The organism is Polaromonas sp. JS666, from assembly GCF_900103405.1.
Classification (GTDB): Bacteria; Pseudomonadota; Gammaproteobacteria; order Burkholderiales; family Burkholderiaceae_C; genus Polaromonas.
The window spans coordinates 637566-652993 of record NZ_FNHX01000002.1 but is presented as its reverse complement, the minus strand read 5'-3'; the positions used below and the strand labels follow the sequence as shown (position 1 = coordinate 652993).

The window sequence follows — 15428 nt, the reverse complement described above, 5'->3', positions numbered from 1 at the left end:
CCGCCTCCCCAATCCAGGTCGGGTTGCCGCCAGGCGAGGTGAAGCGTCAAGAGCTCTACGGCGCTAGATGTGTACGCCATTCGGATTACTTTCCGCGCGATCTTGTGCCGGTCGACATTTACCAGAAGCACGTGAAATTGATAAGAGCGAAATCTGGCGGCGAAGAATTTCGTTGTCTATACGCACACTTAGGATTTTTTACTGCAGATGGAGGATGACAGGCGCGATGCCTGTCACTAGACTCCGTGCTCATTCGCTTGACTCAAGCGCAATAGAGAAAAAGAAAAAACCAAAGAGGGATTCACATGGGTTCTGTTCAACGGCTCGCACCGGGCATGGCGCGAGTGGCTTCACTGTGGTCGTATGAAGCGGGCAGGCCCGCTCAAGCGTTTGTCCGGCAGCTTGTAAAGGTGCTTATGTCGAAAGAAATTATGCGGCGGGCCGCCGCGATTTTTTTCCTGGGTTTTGTGCTTTCTTCCGCTGCCCAGGCTTTTCCGGCAACTCCAGCGCACCAAGGCGTGTCCGCAGGCGGCGCACCATGTGCCGCGGATTTGGCGTCGTCTTGTCAGGCGTCGCCGCCGTTTAACGGGCACCCGTGGATGTTGCTGAAGGATTCGGTCAACTGGGAGGTTTTGGTCCCGCAACCGTATATCACGGTCCCACAGTGGATCATTTGCGGTGTTTCGGGCCAAGGGCTCGCCGCATATGGTTCGGCCTACTGCACCATACCGGCCGGTTGCCCCATCAATTCAACGCTGTCCGGCTCCACCTGCACCTGCAACGCCGGCTATATAGAGAATTCCGCCAAGAATGGGTGCTCTCCCGGAGGCGTGGGCGGCACGACTGTCGACATCCTGCGTGCCACCAAGGCTTCAAGCTGCCCATGGTGCGAGGCCAATCCCATTTACCCCTTGATTGGCGCCAAGGTCGAGCCCGTCGTCACCGGCATGAGTGTGGGCGGGCAGCCGCTGGTCTTCACTTACGACAGCGCCAAGCAGGCGGCAGCCATCGCCGCGGGAAAAACCGCCAAGACCTTTGGCAACATGCCCGCGCTAGGCGGCCTCTGGGAAAGCAGCCTGCACCGCAACCTGGTGATGGGAACCGGCGCTTTTGGCGCCACCTTGTTCCGCGGCAACGGCCATACCGTCAGCTTTCGCTATTCAGGCACTGGCTACATTGCCGACGCCGACGTCAATGGAACCTTCGCGGCCGTTTCCGGCGGCTACCGCTACGTCGATGCGAAGTCACGCACCATCGAGACCTACAACATGGCGGGCCAACTCATCAGCTGGGCCGATACGGCCGGCAACACGCTGGGTTTCAGCTACAGCAGTGCAGCCGGGGCGGGTGCCCCTGAAGCCGGGTATCTGCAGAAAATCACGGACAACAATGGCCGCTTCCTGAGCTTTGCCTACACCTTGCCGGCCGGCGGGGTCGCGGCCACCGATGGAAAGATTTCCAGCGTGAGCGACTCCTCGGGGCGAACTATCGCCGTCGGCTTTGACACCAGCGGCAACCTCAAGCAGCTGACCTGGCCCGACACAAAAGTCCGTCAGTTCGTTTATGAAAACGCTTCCTTGCCCTGGGCCCTGACAGGCGTGATCGACGAACGAAATATCCGGTACTCGACCTTTGCCTACGATGCGGCCGGTCGCGCGCTGTCGACCGAGCATGCCGGTGGCGTGGACAAGCACTCGGTGAGCTACACGGCGCCGCCGCAGGTCACCATGACGCAAACTTACGACTCCGTCACGCAGATCACTACCCGCACGCACGAGTGGCAGGCACCGTCAGGCGTGCAGCTCACTCGGCCCAACGGAGAAACCACCAGCGCCAACAACAGCAACGTGTTGGGGTACCCCTTGCCGACGGGCTTTTCCCAGCCGGCCGGCTCCGGCTCCGGGGCATCCAACAATGCCTCCACCTTTGATGCCAGCGGCAATCTCACCTCCACCGACGACTTTAGCGGCCAACGCAGTTGCTATGCCTATGACGCAAGCAACCGCGAGACCGTGCGGGTCGAGGGTCTGGCCACCACGGTGTCTTGTCCCGGCGTCCTTCCCGGTGCTTCAATCTTGCCTGCCGGGAGCCGCAAGACTGAAACAAGCTGGCATGCCGACTGGCGCCTGCCCGTCAAAGTGAGCCAGCCTTTGCTGATCACCAGCACGGTTTACCACGGCCAGCCCGATCCGTTTAACAGCAACATTGTGGCCAACTGCACCACGGCCGCAATCTTGCCCAATGCCAAAGCCTTGCCGGTGGTGTGCAAACAAGTCGCGCAAGTCACCACGGACGCCGATGGTGCCCAGGGGCTTGCTGCCACGATAGACACAAACGTGCCGTCGCGCACTTCCAGCTTTACTTATGACGCCATGGGTCGGGTGCTCACCAGCACCGATCCGTTGAACCGCGTGACCACCCGTACTTACTACCCCACGGCATCGAATTTTTCCGACTCCGAGGCCAATGCGGACCCCTACTTTTCTTCGGTGAGCGTTCTCCTGCGTGGCGAGGGTGCCAACAATTCAACCGCGATAGTGGACAGCGCCTCCGCGCCCAAGACGATCGCTGTAGTCGGCGCCGCCAAGATCAGCACCGCGCAGAAAAAATCCGGCGGCTCGTCCATGACCTTTGGTGGTAGCGGAGACTATCTCACCGTTCCGGCCAGCCCCGGCAATAACTTCAACTTCGGCACCGGAGACTTCACCGTCGAAGCGTGGTTCTACCTGGCTTCGGAGGGCTCAAGCTACCGAAGCATTTTTGTGATGCCGTGGGGCTCGACAAACATGAGCATTCGTTTTGGAGATGGCGGATTTGGCGGGCGGCTTCAATTTGCATCTGAAGCCACGGCATTCGCTCCTTTGTACAGCTCGGAGCACACGCAGGCGAGCCTTGTGGGTGCCTGGCACCACGTGGCATTCACCCGAACCGGGGGACTGGCCCGGGCTTTCCTGGACGGCAATTTGCTGACTTTGCGCAATAACAATTTCTCAGGCAGCCCCGTCACCTCCTGGGCAGACGCCAGCAACATTACTTCTGTCGCGCAAGCCCACGTCTCGTATGCAGGCGGCCAGACCTGGCACGGGTACATAGATGATGTTCGCGTCACCAAAGGCGTGGCTCGCTACACGGCCAGTTTCACGCCACCCACTGCGCCAGGCAGTGACCCGAACGCCATAGGCCACCTCGCCGGCGACCTGCAAAGCATCACCAACGCCAGCGGCCATGTCACTCAGTTCACGCTGTACGACAGGGCAGGGCGCGTGCGCCAGATGACCGACCCCAACGGCGTTGTGACCAACATCACCTACACGCCAAGGGGCTGGGTGAGCAGTGTGGCGGCCATTCCGCCAGGCGGCACGGCCAGAACGACCACCTACACCTATGACAACGCCGGCCAGCTGACCGGCGCCAGCCTGCCCGACGGCACAACGCTGGGCTACAGCTACGACGCCGCACACCGGCTGACCAGCGTGACCGACGCCAAAGGCAACTCGGTCACCTACACCCTGGACAACATGGGCAACAAGGTCGGCGAGCAGGTTAAGGATGCGTCCAACACCCTGCAAAGAAATATCACGCGCGTGTACGACGCCTTGAACCGCGTGCAGCAAGTCACGGGAGCGAGCAATTGAAAAAACAACAAACAAAGCGCGCCGGCAAAACCTTCACCGCCTGGCTGGCCGGCCTGGCCTTGCTGGCGGCCCTAACGCCTGTTTGGGCCGCGACGCCAACCACAACAAGCTTGAGCAGCAGCACGGGGATTGCGCCGGTGGGGCAAAACATCACCCTGACCGCCACTGTCGCGGGCGCCGGCCCCACGGGTACCGTCACCTTCAAGGATGGCGGTACCACCGTGGGCAGCAGCGTCTTGAGCGGCGGGGTGGCAACGCTCGCCACCAGCTCACTGGCCCTGGGCAACCATGGCCTGAGCGCTGAATATGCAGGCGACGCGAATAATGACCCCTCCATCTCCGCCGGCATCAGCGTCATCATCAACACCGGCACCCTGACCTGGCAATACGGCTACGACGCCATGGGCAGGCCCACCACGGTGCTGGACCCCAACGGCCTGGCCAGCTACACCTATTACGACAGCCTGGGCCGGCCCATCCAGACCCAGCAGCCGGCCAATGCCGGCAGCGCCACGCCCACGACCACCGGCTTTGCCTACAACGCCGCCGACGGCCTGACCCAGGTCACCGACCCGCGCAACCTGGCGACAACCTACAGCCCCAACGGCCTGGGTAATGTCACCGCGCAGACCAGCCCGGACACGGGAGCGAGCCAGTACACCTATGACGCAGTCGGCAACCTGCTCACCAAGACCGATGCCAGAGGCAAGCTCACCCAGTACACCTATGACAACGGGGACCGTCTGACCCGCGTGCAGTACGCCACGGGGACTGACAGCGTTTTTGAATACGACGGCGGCACTCCCGCGGTTCCGGGTGCGATAGGCCAGCTCACCAAGATCACTGACGCCTCCGGCCAGGCTGTCTACACCTACGACAGCATGAGCCGCAAGACCTCCAAGGTCCAGACCACGGGCGGCAAGACCTTCACTGTTGGCTACACCTGGGGTGATAGCGGAAGTGCGCTGGACAAGTTGGCCGCGATTACCTATCCGAGTGGCACCCGTGTCAACTACAGCTACAACGCCTATGGCGATGTTTCCGGCATCACCGTGAACCCGCCGAACGCCAATGGTGTAGGCGCCAATACCGGCAGCACCTTGCCAATGCTGAGCGCCATCACCCGCAATGCCGAAAGCAAGATGACCGGCTGGACCTGGGCCAGCACCAAGACCCAGGCGATCAGCTACGACGCCAACGGCCAGATCAGTGCTTACAACCTTGGCGACCCGACAACAAGCGGGATTCGCCGCACCGTTCTTCGTGACACTGCGGGCCGCACTACGGGTTATACGCATGTCAGCAATGGAAGCCCGGTTCCCGCACTGGACCAGAGCTTTGGTTATGACAATCTGAACCGACTGATCAGCGCGACCTTGGGCGCCACGGCCATCCAGTACAGCTATGACGCCACGGGTAACCGCATGGCCAAGGTCATTAGCGGAATGAGCTACCCCAACACCATCTCGGCCACCAGCAATAAGTTGACCCAGACGCAGGATGCGGGTGGCACGGCGACGGTGGTGTATGACGCGGCCGGCAATATCACGAGTGACGGGACCAATACCTATACCTATAGCGATCGAGGCCGACTGGCCACGATGACCAATCCCGGCGGCACCGTCACTTACAGCTATAACGCCTTGGAACTGCGGGTTGGCAAGACTGGGCCGACGGCGCTCGTGCCGACCGGGGCGACTTACTACGTGTACGACGAAGAGGGAAAACTGCTCGGTGAATACGACGCGAATGGAGTTCCGATCTATGAGACCATTTACTTTGGTAGTCCGGTTGGGGTGATCAAGCAAACGGGAGCTGCTGCCGCGAATAATATTGCGATTGGGCTGTATAACGTCTCGACCGATCAACTTGGTGTTCCTAGACTGATCACAAGGCAGAGCGATGAAGCCATCGCCTGGCGTTGGGATTTAGCCGAGGCCTTTGGTGCCACGGCACCGGACCAGAACCCGGCCGGTCTGGGAGTCTTCAGCTATAACCAGCGCCTGCTTGGCCAGGTCTTTGACGCCGAGAGCGGGCTGTTCCAGAACTGGAACCGTGAGTACAACCCACGCGGCGGGCGTTATATGCAGTCTGACCCGATTGGACTTCGAGGTGGAGTTAATACTTTTGCCTATGTGGATGGGGCGCCTTTGGGCGCGTCTGATCCGATGGGGCTTCAAGGATGTGCTCCGATGATGACTCCAGTTGGACTTACATGTGTACCTTTTCCTGTCCCAGTTGTATCGGTGATACCTAATGACCATGGACCCTCGGTGGTGGTACCAAATCTTAGACTGCCAGATTTTAGGACGCCACCTAATCCGACGTTGATAATGACAAAGACGATTGTTGAGGCTTGCGGAATACTCACGGGTTGGATGCAAAGCAGGGCCAAAAATCCTCCTGATATTGGGCCTCCTAATAGCTGGATCCAGGGCCCTCGTCGAGGTAGGCAATATGGGCCAGATGGGCAGCCTCAATTCGATATTGATAAGCCTCACCAAGGGAACGAGATAGACCATGTGCATGAATGGCCGGGTGGTGAGCGAGAAGAACCGGGTCGACCTATATCACCTCTGCCAAAGCGTTAGTAAAACTGGAAAGGATTAGCGATGAATTTTTCCGATTGTGTTGAGGGACACCTCACGGGAATTTCGGTAGATGAAGAGTCAAAGGGAGTTGATTTTTCTATTCGTCTTCAGGCGGGGCGCTCCGTTGTTCTTAGCGCGCGGGGGGTCACACAGCTTGCTGTCAGTGAATTCCGCGAAAAAAATATCATTGATAGGGTGAATGCTTGGGGTCATGAAAGCAAAGTGAGCGACTTTCAACATCTATTGGTGGAGCTATTAACAGGACAAACAGATGTGGCTGTAGATGGCGCCTTTTCTTCTCTGATTGAGCGTCAGCTCAAAGCTATAAATGCAGGAGAAACGGTTCTAATTGAAATAGAACCTGTATACGGTGCCAGAGTTCTAATGTTGGCAAAAAGTATCGCTTTGCAATAAGCAAAGGGTGCGGTCACCCTGAGCTTCGGTTGGTAGCAGATCGCTTAATTGCGCGGCTTGAGTGTTGAATTCGGTCGAAATCTGACCCACGTAGGCACTACCCTGCTTGTTTTAAAAGCAGAGGGAAATTAGGAGTGATAGACGTGGCGACATTGAATGTCATCAGACGTTGGGCATTGCGGGATCACGCACCACTTCCAATTGCAGTTGAGGCCAGACTATGACAACACTTACCACGAGGTCTTGGGAAAAGGGCCTTCAGACGGTGTCGCTTATCGAGGCCGTCAAGCAGCACTCGACGGGATCGTTAGCTCAAGCAAAAGTTGAAGTAGAGCGCTTGCTAGTCGGAGAGGCCGTTACTCTTACTTTTCCTTCGGAGGCTGCGAAGAGCGAATTCAAAATGAAAGCCGAAACCTTTGGTGTTATTTGTGATTAGGCTGTGAATTGCGCCGAAGCCCTTTATGGCTGTGATCGAGATAATTTCAGAAGAGTTTTCATCAGTTATCGCGGGAAGAGATGACCACTCATCCATAACTGCGGGGCCGATGAGCGTTTCAGATACCCTTTGGCGAGTAATCCATGCATATTCCAATAGGACAGAAGGGTCGAATCATTGAAGGCGAAGATGTTGGATGCTATGTCAAAGTCATTGACGATGCTGAAGCGACAGGTGGTTTTTTAATTCTGACTTCGAAATCTGCGGACATGAGTTCTGTGCACGATAGTTGGGTAATCGATAAAGAGGCCCTTGCCCAATACTTTGATGAGTCTGGCTGGGTTATCGAATGGCTTTCAACTTCGACTGGGCACTAGCTGTCCCGGCTGTATCGGGCGGCGATTCTGTTTAGGTTGCTGATCCGCTGCAATTCAGTTTGCTATTTAGTGAGAAACCTGCATTGATTGTTGAGTTTGTGTGGATCCGCTGCTATGTTGCGCTGAAGTCTGACCCGAGTTTGGAGTGAGCCTCTTGGATTGATCCAGGTAGTCACTACCCCGCAGGTTTTGAAGAAAAGCTTAAACCTCCGGCTCGTGGCAAACCACCTCGATGTTGTGCCCATCCGGGCCAATGACAAAAGCCGCATAGTAGTTCGCATGGTAGTGCGGGCGCAGGCCGGGTGCGCCGTTGTCTTTGCCGCCCGCCTCCAGCGCCGCGCGATAGAAGTCTTCGACCTGCCTGCGGTTGCTGGCAATAAACGCCAGGTGAAGATGCGCCGGCTTTTCCGCGGTTTGGAACAGGCACAAAGAAGCCTTGGCCTTTGAGCTCAGCTCAACGCCATAGGCCGGCGGCCCTTCCGAGGCAACGGTGACGCCGAGCGGCTCAAGCGCCTTGAGGAAGAAGGCCTTGCTCGCCGCATAGTCGCTGACGCCGAATTTGACGTGGTCAAACATGGGTTCTCCTGAGGTGTAGGGGCCTGAGCGAAGCCTGATGTTGCCCGATGGGTGGTTCAGGGCTGATGCGTTTCCTGCCAAAGCTGCGGATTACCGCGAAAGAAGCGCAGCAACTCGCTGAACTTGGCCTCATCATCCGCATACGGATTCGGGACGGACTTGTATGCTCGCTTGGCGGCCTCTTCATCTGCGGGCGCTTGGCAAACCGATACCAATGCCTTGGCAAGGGCTTGCGCTTCGGAATGCATGCCGATCCGCTCATAGGCGTCCACCGCGCGTTGAAGAAGATCCTCGCCCGCGTTGGTCAGCGCGGTCCAGCCGTTGAACTCATAGTCGTCTTCCAGCCAGAAGACCGGAAATGCGAGTTGAAAGGCGAGGGGCCACTCGGCAAACCTGGCCTGCGCTTCTTCGCTGATATGCAGGGGCATGTAACTCAGGATTTCGAGGAACAGCTCGTCATCGGCGACCGACCAGAAGTCTATCGGTATGGGATCGCTGTGGGCGCGGTCCGGGTAGAAGCGGTGCATATAGTCCTGCAAGGCGCGCAGGGACGGCTCAAGCAGGGGCGGCGGCGCGTAGGGCGGCATTGGCGGCACCGCAGGCCTTACATCACCAGGCAAAAATGGAACTGGTCCGCCTCTTTCCCGGCTTCGGACACCTTGGCCAGGCAGTCTTCCAGTTCTTCAATCAGTTCGGGGCGCAGCTTTTCCTTGATGCCTTTGACTTCGCCTGCCTTTAAACGCTCGACGATTTTGGTGAGCGAAGGCAGGGCATCCGCGGGCGCAAACCACTTTTCGTTCTCCACGATCCACGACTCCGGGAGATCTTCCTCGGAAAAGTTGTACTGCATGTCGGTGGTATCGATGAAGTCTGAAAGCGCGCGCACACCCAGGCTTTTGGCGAGTTCATCGAGTTCTTCAGAAGCCTTGCAAAACAGCGAGTGGTCGTAGTCGTCGCCTGAATCATCGGTGCCGACCCTGGATTTTCTGCGCACCCAAATTGTGTCGCTCATGCTTTCCTCCGTGGTGTGTGGGTATCAAACCCCGCCAATATATCCCGATCTACTTCGCCGGGCCCACGTAACGCGCATACAGCTTGCCGGCCAGCTTCTGCATCACGTCGTCGGTATTGGGCGTTGCCACGTTGGCCATGACGACGATAGCCGCGTCGCGTTCGGTGTCGACCCAGATATAGGCCTTGTTCATGTTGTTGGAGCCGCCGTGGAAGGCGACGGGGTAGGGCGTCCAGGCCATTTGGGTGGAGCCCCAGCCCAGCGCGTATTGCGCCGCGCCCGATACCGTGGTGGAGGCGGTCGAGGCGGCCGACATGGAGACCACGGGTGTCACGAGTTTTTTCATGGTTTCGGGTTTGACCAGGAAGGGCGCGCGTTTGCCTTGGCCCGCCATCCAGCTGCCCCACTGCACAAAGTCCAGCACCGACATGTGGGCGGTGCCGGCCGGGCTGATAACCAGCGGGTTGTCGGCTTCGGGGCCGCCAATCATGGCCTTGAGCTTGCCGTCGACCACGGCGTGGCCCAGCGGCGCGTCTATGCGGCCCAGCGTGGCTTGCGGGCCTATGCCGGCGCTCGTGAGCTTGAGCGGCGTGAACACGCGGTCAAAGATTAGCTCTTCCCAGGATTTTTCGCCCACGCGCTCGATCATGGCGCCGGCCAGGGTGTAGCCGAGGTTGGAATAGGCAAAGCTGGCGCCGGGTTCACGGGCCAGTGGCTTGGTGACTGTCTGCTGGACCATCCAGTAGCGCTGGTCGTTGAGGTTGCCGGGCTGGAACACCACCTTGGCCAGCAGCGCGTCAAAGTCCGCGTTGTCCGAAGGCAGGCCGCTGGTGTGCGACAGCAGCTGGGTCAGCGTGACACGTTTGACGCCGGCGTCCATGCCGGCGGCCAGCTCGGGAAACACCTGCTCGAAGGTGCTGTCCCAGCGCAGCTTGCCGGCCTCGACCATCATGGCGGCCAGCAGCGAGGTCATGGCCTTGGTGTCCGAGCCTATGTGGAAGCGGTCCTGGTGCGTGACGGGAATGGTGGTGCCGACACGGCGCGTGCCGCCCGTGCCCACGGCCATCAGCGTGCCTTTGCTGACCACCGCGGCGGCCAGTGCGGGAAAGCCGGCCTCTTTGGCTTCCGCGCTGACCATCGCATCGAGTGAGTCCTGGGCCTGTGCGCTACCCAGGGAGGCCAACAGGCAGAGGCCGGTGAGCAGGGCGCGCAAGGCCGCTGGTGGCGTCAATGGGCTGGTACGGCGCCAGGTCGTCTGGCCGTGAACAGGAAGCTGCTGCATGTGAATCGCCCTCGTTGGAATCAGATGGTTGTAAGAACCCCGATTCTCACCCAGCTTGGGCGACGATCGTATGACGGCGTATTACAGCTGAAACAGCTGCTTCTTGAGCGCCATCTTTTCTTTCTTGCGCAGGCTCGCTTCGGACTTGCGGTGCGAGCCGGCTTTGCGCTGCGCCGCTGCCGCCACCAAGGGGTTACGCGGCTTGGGCGCAGCCAGCTTGATCTTCAGCTTGGTTTTGCGAGCCGACGTCATGCCTTCTGCTGTTGAGGTTTGCGTCCCAGCTTGAGCAAGCCGGTCGACAGCGCGGTGCCAATCACAATCACCACGGCGCAGACCACCATCCAGGCCGTCACATGTTCGCCCAGGAAGATCACGCCATAGATCACGGCGAACACCGGCACCAGGAAGGTGACCGAGAGCGCGCGCGGCGGGCCGGCGTTTTCAATCAGGCGAAAGAACAGGATGTAGGCCAGGCCGGTGCAGACCACGCCCACGGCCAGCAGCGCGAGCCAGGCGTGTGCGCCCGGCATTTGCGCGGGCCACAGCCAGGCGGCGGGCAGGGCCAGGCCCAGGGTCGCGCCTATCTGGCTGCCGGCCGCCGTCACCAGGGGCGGCATGCCCGACAGGTAGCGTTTGGTGTAGCTGGCCGAGATGCCGTAGCAAAGGCAGGCAAACAGGCAGGCCAGCACGGCCCAGCCGGGCGCCACACCGGAGGCATCGGGCTTGAAGGTGGCTTTGTCCCAGGCCAGCATGGCCACGCCGGCAAAACCGATGATGAGGCCCAGGATGCGCGAGGCATTGGGTTTGTCCTTGAGCCACAGCCAGGCGATCAGCGCGCCGAACATGGGCACGGTGGCATTGAGGATGGCCGACAGGCCCGTGGTGATGGACAGCAGCGCGAAGGAAAAACACGCAAAGGGAATGCCCGAATTGAGCACGCCTATGAAAAAGATCTTTTTCCAGTTCTGCTTCAGTTCGGGCAGCAGGCCGCGCAGCCACACGATGGGCAGCAGGAACAGCGCGGCGATGGCCACGCGCACGGCGGCGGTCGGCAGCGGGCCGAATTCCACCGTGCTGATGCGCATGAACAGAAAGGACGAGCCCCAGATGGCGGCCAGCATCACAAAATCGGCGACCCAGCTTTTGGGTTGGGCGGCCGCCGCGCCCACGGGCGCGGCGATGCCGGAAGGACTGGAACTCACAGCATGTTCTCCTGAAGTGCGCCTTCGAGTTTGAGCAAGGCGGTTTTGCGGTGCAGCCCGCCAGCATAACCCGTGAGTGAGCCATCGGCGCCCAGCACGCGGTGGCAGGGCACGATGACGCTGACCGGGTTGCGGCCCACCGCCGCGCCCACGGCGCGCACCGCCTCGGGTTTGCCTATGCGCTGGCTGACCTGGCCGTAGCTCAGGGTGTCGCCCTGCGGGATGGCCAGCAAGGCCTGCCACACCGATTGCTGGAAGGCCGTGCCGTGGCCCAGGTCCAGCGGCAGGTCAAATTCCGTGCGCGTGCCGGCATAGTATTCCGTCAGCTGCGCGATGGTTTGCCTGAGCACCGGGTGCTCCGGGTCTTCGCGCCACACATAGGGTTTCACGAGCTGCGGCGGCAAATGCCGCTGGCCGGCAAACCAGACGCCGGCCAGGCCTTTGTCGGTGGCGGCGATGATCATTTCCCCCAAGGGGCTGTGAAAGGTCGTCTGGACGATGGAGTTGTCGAATTTCATCTTGTTCACCTTTTGAATGGTTTCGAGTGTCTGCCTTATCAGGTCTTTTTGAGCCCTAAAAGGCGGCTTTGGCTGGCTGGGTGTTTCGCGGGAAAGGCCGGCTCGATCATCCACCGGCGATGTTCGCGCCGGGGCGCTGAACCGTCCAATGAAATCGGGGCACCGCATTCATTCCGCTCACGCATGAATCGCCGTCAGCCGGGGCGCTCCAGCGTGCCGCTCCAGGCGCGTATCACGGCATAGCTGCGCCAGGGTTTCCAGGCCGCTGAAGCGAGTTCCGCTTCGCGCGCCGGGTTCTTCAGGCCCTGCACGCCCAGGGCCTTGTGCAGCGCCACGTCGCCCGCCGGAAAGGCGTCGGGCCAGCGCAGCGCGCGCATGGCGATGTACTGCGCGGTCCAGTCGCCTATGCCGGGCAATTCCTTGAGTGTGGCCAGCGTGGCGTTCACGTCGGCGCCGCTGTGCAGCTGCAGGCGCTTGTCGGCCACCGCTTGCGCGATGCCAACGATGGCTGCCTGGCGCTGCTTGACGATGCCCAGTTGCCCCAGCGCGTCGCCGCTGGCGGCGGCCAGCACGGCGGGGGCGGGAAAGAGCCGCGTCAGCTGGGGCCAGGGGGTTTCCACCGGTTCGCCGAAACGGTCCACCATGCGCTGGGCCAGGGTGCGCGCGGCGGCCACGGTGATCTGCTGGCCCAGCACGGCGCGCACCGCGAGTTCATAACCGTCCAGCGCGCCCGGCACACGCAGGCCGTCGCCATCAGGAAAGGCCGCATGCAGCACGCTGTTGATGGCCGTCGGGTCGGCGTCCAGGTCGAAGGTGGTGCGCACACGGCGTATCACCAGCGGCAGCACTTCGCGCAGCGAGTCGCTCACGCGCAGCACCAGGCGCGAACGCTCTTCCTCAAAACTCGCCAGCAGCCAGCCCGTGTGCTGCTTGCCGCCGGACTCGACGCTCAGGGTCCGGCCCAGGCAGGGCAGGGCCGCTTCGCTGTCAATGAATTCGATGGCGCTGATGCAGCGCTTGCTGAAAAAAGCCAGCATGGCTTGCACGTCATAAGGCGGGCGGTAGCCCAGCCTGATGGTCGCGCCTTCGCCGACCTTGCCGCTGCGGTCCAGCCCCTGGCGCCGCAGCTGCGTGGGGTTGAGTTTGTAATGCTCGACAAAAGCCGCGTTGAAACGGCGCACGCTGGCAAAGCCACTGATCAGCGCGACCTGCGTGATCGGCAGGTCGGTGTCGGCCAGCAGCTGCTTGGCGGTGTGCAGCCTGTGTGTCTGCAAATACTGCATGGGCGAGACGCCGAACTGCGCCTCGAAGATGCGCCGCACATGGCGGTCGCTCACGCCCAGGCGCGTCGCGAGTTTGTCGACCGAGGGGGCCTCGCCGGCCCAGACCTCGGGCTCGTCCAGCAGGCGCGCCGCCTGGTGGGCCAGGATGTAGGAAGCGTCCTGGATGGACCAGACCACCGAATGCGGCGCCAGCTCGGGCCGGCAGCGCAGGCAGGGGCGAAAGCCGGCGTTCTCGGCCTGTGCCGCATGGTGGAAGAAACGGCAGTTCTCGCGCTTGGGCGTTTTCACGCTGCAGACCGGCCGGCAATAAATGCCGGTGGAGGTCACGCCGGTGAAAAAGCTGCCGTCAAAACGCGCGTCGCGCGCCTTCAGGGCGAGGTAGCAGTCGTTGTCGGCCAGAGGGGTGTTGTCGCGGTCCATGGAAGAAATGATACGCCGCGGGCCGGTTTTGACTGGCCGTTTTCGGACATGTCCCTTGGCCCTGCGTGGGCCGGTCTTGTGGGCCTTTTGGGGTCCCGCAATAGTCTGAACGGACTGGGCGGAAACGGCTGCCGCCTACAGGAAGTGGCGGGGCCGCCACCTACAATGAATCCGCCTCTGACTCCATTCCCGTACCCTCCAGGAACCGCCCCCGATGCAAATCAACCCGTCTATCTTCAAGGCCTATGACATACGCGGCGTTGTGCCGTCCACCATCCATGAAACGATGGCCGAGGCCCTGGGCAAGGCTTTTGGCATGGCGGCGCTGGCGGAGGGCGAAAAAGCCGTGGCCGTGGGCCGCGACGGCCGGCTCAGCGGGCCTTCGCTGAGCGCGGCGCTGATGCGCGGCCTGGCCGCCACGGGCATTGACGTGATCGATGTGGGTATGGTGACCACGCCCATGCTGTACTTTGCCGCCAGCACGCTGGCCGGCTCCGGCATACAGGTCACCGGCAGCCACAACCCCAAGGACTACAACGGCTTCAAGATGGTGCTGGCCGGCCGCGCGATCTACGGCGAGGAGATCCAGGCGCTGCGCCGCGTCATCGAAGGCGAGGACTGGGTGCTGCCCGCGCAGGGCGGCAGCATACGCCAGGTCGACGTGGGTACGGCCTACCGCGAGCGCATCGTTTCCGGCATCAAGCTGGAGCGCCCGATGAAAATCGTCGTCGATTCGGGCAACGGCATTGCCGGCGCATCGGCGCCCGCGATCTTCCGCGCGCTGGGCTGCGAAGTCACCGAGCTCTTCAGTGAAGTGGACGGCAACTTTCCCAACCACCACCCGGACCCGAGCAAGCCCGAAAACCTGCAGGACCTGATCAAGGCCTTGCAAAGCGGCGACGCCGAACTGGGCCTGGCCTTTGACGGCGACGGCGACCGTCTGGGCATCGTCACCAAGGACGGCCAGAACATCTACCCCGACCGGCAGATGATGCTGTTCGCGCGCGACGTGCTTTCGCGCGAGCCGGGCGCCACGATTTTGTTCGACGTGAAATGCTCGCAGCGCCTGGCGCCCGAGATCGAGGCCGCCGGCGGCGTGCCCATGATGTACAAGACCGGCCATTCGCTGATCAAGGCCAGGATGAAGGAAGTCAACTCGCCGCTGGGCGGCGAGATGAGCGGCCACATTTTCTTCAAGGAGCGCTGGTACGGCTTTGATGACGGCACCTATGCTGGCGCCCGCCTGCTCGAGATTTTGAGCCGCGTGCCCGATGCCGGGATTGTTCTCAATGCCTTGCCGACCAGCTTCAGCACGCCCGAACTCAATGTGGCCTGCAAGGAAGGCGAGCCGCATGCGGTGGTGGAGGCCTTGATCAAGTCGGCGAAATTCGCGGCGCCAGCGAAGATTTCAACCATCGATGGCGTGCGTGTGGACTGGCCCGACGGCTTTGGCCTGATACGCGCCTCCAACACCACGCCGGTGCTGGTGCTGCGTTTTGAGGGCCATACCCAGCAGGCCATGGAGCGTATTGAGGCCGATATGCTGGCCCTGCTGCGCAGCGTGAAGCCCGATGCCAGCCTGGCGGCCGCGGCGCATTAAATAAGCCCACCCCCGTCCAGGCTCACTGCGTGTAGCCTGTTCCCCCTCAAGGGGGCGGCGCCTGGGGCCGGCAAAGCCGGAC

General features: G+C 61.2%; 14 protein-coding genes. 6 read left to right on the top strand and 8 right to left on the bottom strand.

What is annotated here, in order from left to right:
- The first annotated feature begins 305 nt into the window (after positions 1-305).
- The 5 genes from BLQ85_RS07480 to BLQ85_RS07470 all read left to right on the top strand — a co-directional run bounded on the left by BLQ85_RS07480 (position 306) and on the right by BLQ85_RS07470 (position 7453).
- Complete coding sequence (locus tag BLQ85_RS07480) at positions 306-3635, top strand: RHS repeat domain-containing protein (RefSeq protein WP_083336768.1); 3330 nt, start codon at positions 306-308, stop codon at positions 3633-3635.
- Positions 3632-6226, top strand: a complete 2595-nt coding sequence (locus BLQ85_RS07475) for an Ig-like domain repeat protein (RefSeq protein WP_074575676.1) — start codon at positions 3632-3634, stop codon at positions 6224-6226. Before BLQ85_RS07480 ends, BLQ85_RS07475 begins: the two co-directional genes overlap by 4 nt.
- A 21-nt stretch (positions 6227-6247) precedes the next feature.
- A complete protein-coding gene (locus BLQ85_RS24190) occupies positions 6248-6640 on the top strand; it encodes a hypothetical protein (RefSeq protein ID WP_139200912.1) in 393 nt (130 codons plus the stop codon).
- A 220-nt stretch (positions 6641-6860) separates the two neighbouring features.
- The gene (locus BLQ85_RS24555) at positions 6861-7076 is read left to right on the top strand and encodes a hypothetical protein (protein ID WP_175456056.1); all 216 of its coding nucleotides are present in this window, start codon (positions 6861-6863) and stop codon (positions 7074-7076) included.
- 143 nt (positions 7077-7219) lie between these two features.
- Entirely contained in the window at positions 7220-7453 is a 234-nt protein-coding gene (locus BLQ85_RS07470; protein ID WP_074575675.1) for a hypothetical protein, read from the top strand.
- 201 nt (positions 7454-7654) lie between these two features.
- Here the strand turns inward: BLQ85_RS07470 and BLQ85_RS07465 are convergent, their stop codons facing one another.
- The 8 genes from BLQ85_RS07465 to BLQ85_RS07435 all read right to left on the bottom strand — a co-directional run bounded on the left by BLQ85_RS07465 (position 7655) and on the right by BLQ85_RS07435 (position 13746).
- Entirely contained in the window at positions 7655-8029 is a 375-nt protein-coding gene (locus BLQ85_RS07465; RefSeq protein ID WP_074575674.1) for a VOC family protein, read from the bottom strand.
- A 56-nt stretch (positions 8030-8085) separates the two neighbouring features.
- Entirely contained in the window at positions 8086-8616 is a 531-nt protein-coding gene (locus tag BLQ85_RS07460; RefSeq protein WP_074575673.1) for a DMP19 family protein, read from the bottom strand.
- A gap of 17 nt (positions 8617-8633) precedes the next feature.
- Positions 8634-9041, bottom strand: a complete 408-nt coding sequence (locus BLQ85_RS07455; RefSeq protein ID WP_074575672.1) for a hypothetical protein — start codon at positions 9039-9041, stop codon at positions 8634-8636.
- Between the two features lie 49 nt (positions 9042-9090).
- Positions 9091-10323: a serine hydrolase domain-containing protein gene (locus tag BLQ85_RS07450; protein WP_074575671.1), complete on the bottom strand. Its 1233-nt coding sequence runs from the start codon at positions 10321-10323 to the stop codon at positions 9091-9093.
- An 81-nt stretch (positions 10324-10404) separates the two neighbouring features.
- A complete protein-coding gene (locus BLQ85_RS24550) occupies positions 10405-10575 on the bottom strand; it encodes a hypothetical protein (RefSeq protein ID WP_175456055.1) in 171 nt (56 codons plus the stop codon).
- Positions 10572-11525: a DMT family transporter gene (locus BLQ85_RS07445; RefSeq protein ID WP_074575670.1), complete on the bottom strand. Its 954-nt coding sequence runs from the start codon at positions 11523-11525 to the stop codon at positions 10572-10574. Before BLQ85_RS07445 ends, BLQ85_RS24550 begins: the two co-directional genes overlap by 4 nt.
- On the bottom strand, positions 11522-12043 hold the full coding sequence (locus tag BLQ85_RS07440; RefSeq protein ID WP_074575669.1) for a methylated-DNA--[protein]-cysteine S-methyltransferase: 522 nt from the start codon (positions 12041-12043) through the stop codon (positions 11522-11524). Before BLQ85_RS07440 ends, BLQ85_RS07445 begins: the two co-directional genes overlap by 4 nt.
- A 194-nt stretch (positions 12044-12237) precedes the next feature.
- Positions 12238-13746, bottom strand: coding sequence for a DNA-3-methyladenine glycosylase 2 family protein (locus tag BLQ85_RS07435; RefSeq protein WP_074575668.1), 1509 nt, complete (start codon positions 13744-13746; stop codon positions 12238-12240).
- Positions 13747-13960: 214 nt separating this feature from the next.
- Between BLQ85_RS07435 and BLQ85_RS07430 the strand changes: the two genes are divergently transcribed.
- Positions 13961-15346 (top strand): phosphomannomutase/phosphoglucomutase, encoded by a 1386-nt coding sequence (locus tag BLQ85_RS07430; protein WP_074575667.1) that lies wholly within the window; start codon positions 13961-13963, stop codon positions 15344-15346.
- Positions 15347-15428 lie beyond the last annotated feature (82 nt).